Origin of the sequence: Kitasatospora sp. NPDC089509 (assembly GCF_044749365.1) — a bacterium.
Lineage (GTDB): Bacteria > Actinomycetota > Actinomycetes > Streptomycetales > Streptomycetaceae > Kitasatospora.
In genome coordinates, this window is sequence record NZ_JBIVHS010000053.1 from 1 (window position 1) to 5,192 (window position 5,192).

A 5,192-nucleotide genomic window follows, 5' to 3' on the forward strand; every position below is an offset into this window, starting at 1 on the left:
CCCGACACCCCCGTCGTCACCCTCGACGCCCGCCGCCGCGACAGCGCCAAGAGCGCCCTCATCACCCTCGTCGAACACGCCCTCCTCGCCCGACTCCGCTGAGCCGGAGACGGGTGCGCGACCCGGCGAGTGCGCGAGCACGGCGAGGCGCGAGTCACAGGAACCGTGAGGCCCCGGTGAGCCGTCACACTGACGGGTCGCCGGGGCGGCGGTGCTTTACCGGCCGGTGTCCTCCCGGGGCCGCGCGCAAGACCCCTGTATAAGCAGCGGATAACAGTTCGGTAGGCATTTTGTGATCAACAATGACGCAGAGTGGCGAATCAGCGTCACTCAGCGCCAGATGACCACGGTTTTGCTCCGTCATGTCGTTGATTGTCCGTATTGTTCCGCCGCGGGTGCCTTGCGACGGCTGTTTGTCCCCCATCCCTGCACGTGCTGAAATTCCAGCTACCCCTGAATATTTCCGCGCCGGTCCTCCGGCGACGGGCCAGGGCCCCGGGGGTAGCGCTGGATTGATCCATGGCCGGCAAGTCGGCCGAGAGGTAGTAGTCGAGTGAGGCGTAAGCAGCAACCCGCCCCGCAGCGGCGCTCCGAGCCCCGCCAGAGCGAGCCGAACGGCACCGCCGCGGAACAGGCCGGATTCTCCGCGTTCACTCCCACCGAGGAGCGCACCCAGGCCATCCCGGCCGCCAAGCCCCCGACGGTTCCCGGCGAACCGCGTCCGGGCGCCGGTGCGGCGGGCGACGGCGGCTCCAGCCGGTACGACTTCCTCCGTCCGCGCAACTGGCGCGTGCCGACCCGACTGATCGCGATCCTGCTGATCCCCGTGATCATCAGTCTCGTCTTCGGCGGTCTGCGAGTGAACACCTCGGTCGACGGCTACATCAAGGCCTCCCGCGCCGAGAAGACCGCCGAGCTGGCCAAGGCGGCGACCGAACTCGCCGAAGCGCTCGAGAACGAGCGCGACAAGACCCTGATACCCCTGCTCACCGGCCAGGACCCGAACAACGAGGTCACCAAGCGCCGCGCCGACACCGACGCGGCACTGAAGGCCTACGAGGCCGCCTACAACGCCTCCGACAAGTCCGGCGAGCTCCCGCGCCGCCACGAGGCCTTCGAGACCCTGGTGGTCAACCTCCCGCACCTGCGCCAGGTCGCGTTCAGCAAGGAGCTGTTCGCCAGCGCCACCACGAACGCCTACTCGGCGATGTACGCGCCGCTGCTGGCCTACGACAACTCGGTCGGCAACGGCTCCGCCAACGCCACCAGCAAGGGTCGCGCGATCTACGCGATGTCGCTGGCCAAGGCCGCCTCCTCGACCCAGCGCGCGCTGATGCTCAACCTGCTGGTCGGCATCTCGCAGAACGCCACCACGCGGTACGAGAACCAGGACATGACCCAGAGCATCCTGGTCTCGGAGAAGCTGGAACAGGTCTCGCTGTCCGAGTTCAACACCGGTGCCGACCCCGCGGACGCCCGGAAGTACGGTGACGCCCAGGTCGCCCTGGCCAACGCCCAGGACCGCTCGGCCTACAAGATGCCGAACGGCACCGCGCCCACCATGCAGACCCTGCTGGCGCTGGCCGGCAACTACGCCGAGGCCGCCGCCGCCGGGCAGCAGAAGGGCAAGGCCGCGGCCGACGCCGCCTACAACGAGGCCAAGGCCTCCGGTCTGACCCCGGACAACTGGAACCAGGCCGCCGGAACCCACATCCAGGCCCTGCGGAACACCGAAGTCGCGCTGCTGGACGACGTCCTCACCGACTCCCGCAACCTCAAGGACAACGCGCTCTACGACGCCATCCTCAACACGGTCATCGTCGTCGCCGCACTGATCCTGGCCGGCCTGCTCACCGGCTACGTCGCCCGCTCGATGATCCTCGGCATGCGCACCCTGCGCAGCGCCGCCCTGGAGATCGCCGACCACCGCCTGCCGGACCTGGTCGAGAAGCTCTCCAAGACCGACCCCGACCGGGTCGACACCTCGGTGACCGCGATCCCGCTGCACGGCAAGGACGAGATCGGCGAAGTCGCCCGGGCCTTCGACCAGGTCCACCAGCAGGCCGTGGCGCTCGCCGCCGAGCAGGCCCTGCTGCGAGGGAACGTCAACGCGATCTTCACCAACCTCTCGCGCCGCAGCCAGAGCCTGATCCAGCGCCAGCTGGCGCTGATCACCGACCTGGAGAACAACGAGGCCGACCCGGACCAGCTGGAGAACCTCTTCAAGCTGGACCACCTCGCGACCCGCATGCGCCGCAACGGTGAGAACCTGCTCGTCCTCGCGGGCGAGGAGGCCGGCCGCCGCTGGAACACCCCGGTCCCGCTGGTCGACGTGCTGCGCGCCGCCGCCTCCGAGGTGGAGCAGTACGAGCGCGTCGAGCTGTCCGGCATCCCCGAGGTCGAGGTCGTCGGCGCCGCCGTGACCGACCTCGTCCACCTGCTCGCCGAGCTGCTGGAGAACGCCACCTCGTTCTCCAGCCCGCAGACCCGGGTGCTGGTCAACGCGACCCGCCTGCCGGACGGCCGGGTGCTGGTCGAGATCCACGACAAGGGCATCGGCCTCACCGCCGACGACTTCGCGGAGATCAACGAGAAGCTGGCCGAGCCGCCCACGGTCGACGCCACCATCTCCCGCCGCATGGGCCTCTTCGTGGTCGGCCGGCTGTCCCAGCGGCACGACATCCGCGTCCAGCTGCGCCCGTCCGGCGAGTCGGCCGGCACCACCTCGCTGGTCATGCTCCCGCCGTTCGTCACCAAGTCCGCGATCGCGCCGGAGCCGGAGGAGCAGTTCACCGTCTCCCGGATCTTCGCCGACCAGGAGCCGAGCTCTCCGTGGGCCCCGGACCAGAACGCCGGCCGCAGCGCCGCCGAACTGGGCTTCGACGACCACCTCACCGGCATCGGCAACGCCGGCTCCTCCGGCTTCAGCCCGGCCCTGGAGTCCGTCCAGCGCTCGCAGCGCCTCGACCAGGTCCGCCGCGCGGCCCTGGACGGCGCCCCGAACGACCAGGTGCTGGACGCCGAGGTCGAGGAGGACTTCCAGCAGGGCTACGACCCGTACGCCCCGCAGCAGGGCTACCAGCAGGGCGAGTTCCAGCCGGACGGCTACCAGGACGAGCAGTACGGCTACGACCAGGGCGGCTACCAGCAGGACGAGTACGCCCAGGACGGCTACGGCCAGTACCCGCAGCAGGGCTACCCGCAGGACGGCTACGCCGACGACCAGTACGGCTACGACCAGACCGGCTACCGGCAGGACGAGTACGCCCAGGACGGCTACGGCCACCGGGTCGAGGAGGCCCCCAGCGGCCACCCGTACACCCCGGAGCCGCCCGCCCTGCCCGCCGCCGAACCCGCCGCCACCCTGCCGTCCGGGCTGCCCCAGCGCCGCCCCGGCCAGCAGCTGGCGGGCGGCAACCTGGGTGCCGCCCCGGCCGGCGGCAACCCGTCCGGGGAGACCCCGAACTGGTTCGCCGGCGCCAAGGACACCTCGTCGTCCAACGAGACCCGCGGCCACGACGTGTCCGCACTGGGCGGATACGGCCCGACCGGCCCGACCGCCTCCCCCTGGCAGTCGCCGAACGACGGCGACTGGCAGCGCGCCGAGCAGCTGCGCGAGCCCTCGTCCGCCGGCACCACCGGGGCCGGTCTGCCCCGACGGGTGCCCAAGCAGAACCTGGTGCCCGGCAACGCCAAGCCCACCCCGCAGGAAGGGCCGCAGGTCTCCCGCAGCCCCGAGGAGGTCCGTGGCCGCCTCACCAACCTGCGCCGCGGTGTGGAGCAGGGCCGCAGCGCCGGCAACACCGGAAGCTTCCGGATCGACCCCGATCAGGTAGACCAGTCCGGCAACGGACAGAACCGGAGCACCGATCTCTTCGGCGGCTCGAACCACCAGGAGCGTTGAGTTGACTCAGATGAGCCAGGCCGCACAGAACCTGAACTGGCTGATCACCAATTTCGTGGACAACACCCCCGGGGTGTCCCACACCGTGGTGGTCTCCGCGGACGGCCTCCTGCTGTGCATGTCGGAAGGCTTCCCGCGCGACCGCGCCGACCAGCTCGCCGCCGTCGCCTCCGGCCTCACCTCCCTCACCTCCGGCGCCAGCCGGATCTTCGAAGGCGGCGAGGTCAACCAGACCGTCGTCGAGATGGAGCGCGGCTTCCTGTTCCTGATGGCCATCAGCGACGGCTCCGCCCTCGCCGTCCTCGCCTCCCCCGACTCCGACATCGGTCTGGTCGGGTACGAGATGGCCCTGCTCGTCGACCGGGCCGGCGCCGTCCTCACCCCCGCACTCCGCGCGGAACTCCAGGGCAGTCTCCTGCACTGACGGTTCGTCGGATACCGTCCAGGTATTCGAAGTACCTCCGCGTCCTTCCCGGGCCCGCTTCGGCGGGCTCGGGTTCGGACGTTGTACGGCCTTCGCACCACCGGCTCCGGACTCGTACCGAAGCTCGCACCGCACCGCCGCACCTTGTGAGGAGAGGAACCGTGACACCGCCCGACGACCGCAGCGGCCAGTACGGCGTTCCGTACCCTGGCACAGGCCATGACGCCTTCGGAGCACCCGGCGCCGGCCACGGTCAGCATTACGGTCGGCACCAGTACGGGCAGCAGCCCCAGCAGCACCCGTACCCCCGGCCCGAGGAGCAGTACGGCCAGTACGGCCAGTACCCCGGCCCACAGCCCGCCTTCGACACCCCGCCACCCGGCTACCCGGCACCGCCCGGCCCGGCGCCGGTGCCGGCCCCCGGCCGGCGGTCGGCCCAGGAGCCCGGGCACGTCGAGGAGTTCGAGGACGAGCCGGACTCCGGCCCGCTGATCCGGCCGTTCGCCATGACCGGCGGTCGCACCCGGCCCCGCTACGAACTCGCGCTGGAGGCCCTGGTCTCCGCCGACGTCGACCCGCAGCGTCTGGCCACCCTCCTCCCGGAGCACCAGCGGATCTGCACGCTGTGCAGAGAGGTCAAGTCCGTCGCCGAGGTGTCGGCACTGCTCTCCCTTCCCCTGGGTGTGGCCCGCATCCTCGTGGCCGACCTGGCCGAGGCCGGCCTCGTCGCCATCCACCAGCCCGCTTCCGGGGGCGAAACCGGAAACCAGCCCGACGTCACGCTGCTCGAAAGGGTCCTCAGTGGACTTCGCAAGCTCTAACGCGGCCGCCCCCACCCGCGCCACCACCTCCGCGAAGATCGTC

3 protein-coding genes and 1 pseudogene are annotated in these 5,192 nt (G+C 70.8%); all 4 read left to right on the forward strand.

From position 1 onward, the window contains the following. A pseudogene (locus ACIP4P_RS44950) lies at positions 1 to 102 on the forward strand (ATP-binding protein); the annotation flags it as partial. A gap of 451 nt (positions 103 to 553) precedes the next feature. Then, positions 554 to 3,904 carry a nitrate- and nitrite sensing domain-containing protein gene (locus tag ACIP4P_RS44955; RefSeq protein WP_400930294.1) on the forward strand — a complete coding sequence of 1,117 codons (3,351 nt, stop codon included), beginning with the start codon at positions 554 to 556 and terminating at the stop codon, positions 3,902 to 3,904. Between the two features lie 10 nt (positions 3,905 to 3,914). Further along, on the forward strand, positions 3,915 to 4,328 hold the full coding sequence (locus ACIP4P_RS44960; protein WP_097236138.1) for a roadblock/LC7 domain-containing protein: 414 nt from the start codon (positions 3,915 to 3,917) through the stop codon (positions 4,326 to 4,328). A gap of 161 nt (positions 4,329 to 4,489) precedes the next feature. Continuing rightward, entirely contained in the window at positions 4,490 to 5,149 is a 660-nt protein-coding gene (locus ACIP4P_RS44965; RefSeq protein ID WP_400930297.1) for a DUF742 domain-containing protein, read from the forward strand. The last annotated feature ends 43 nt before the right edge of the window (positions 5,150 to 5,192 follow it).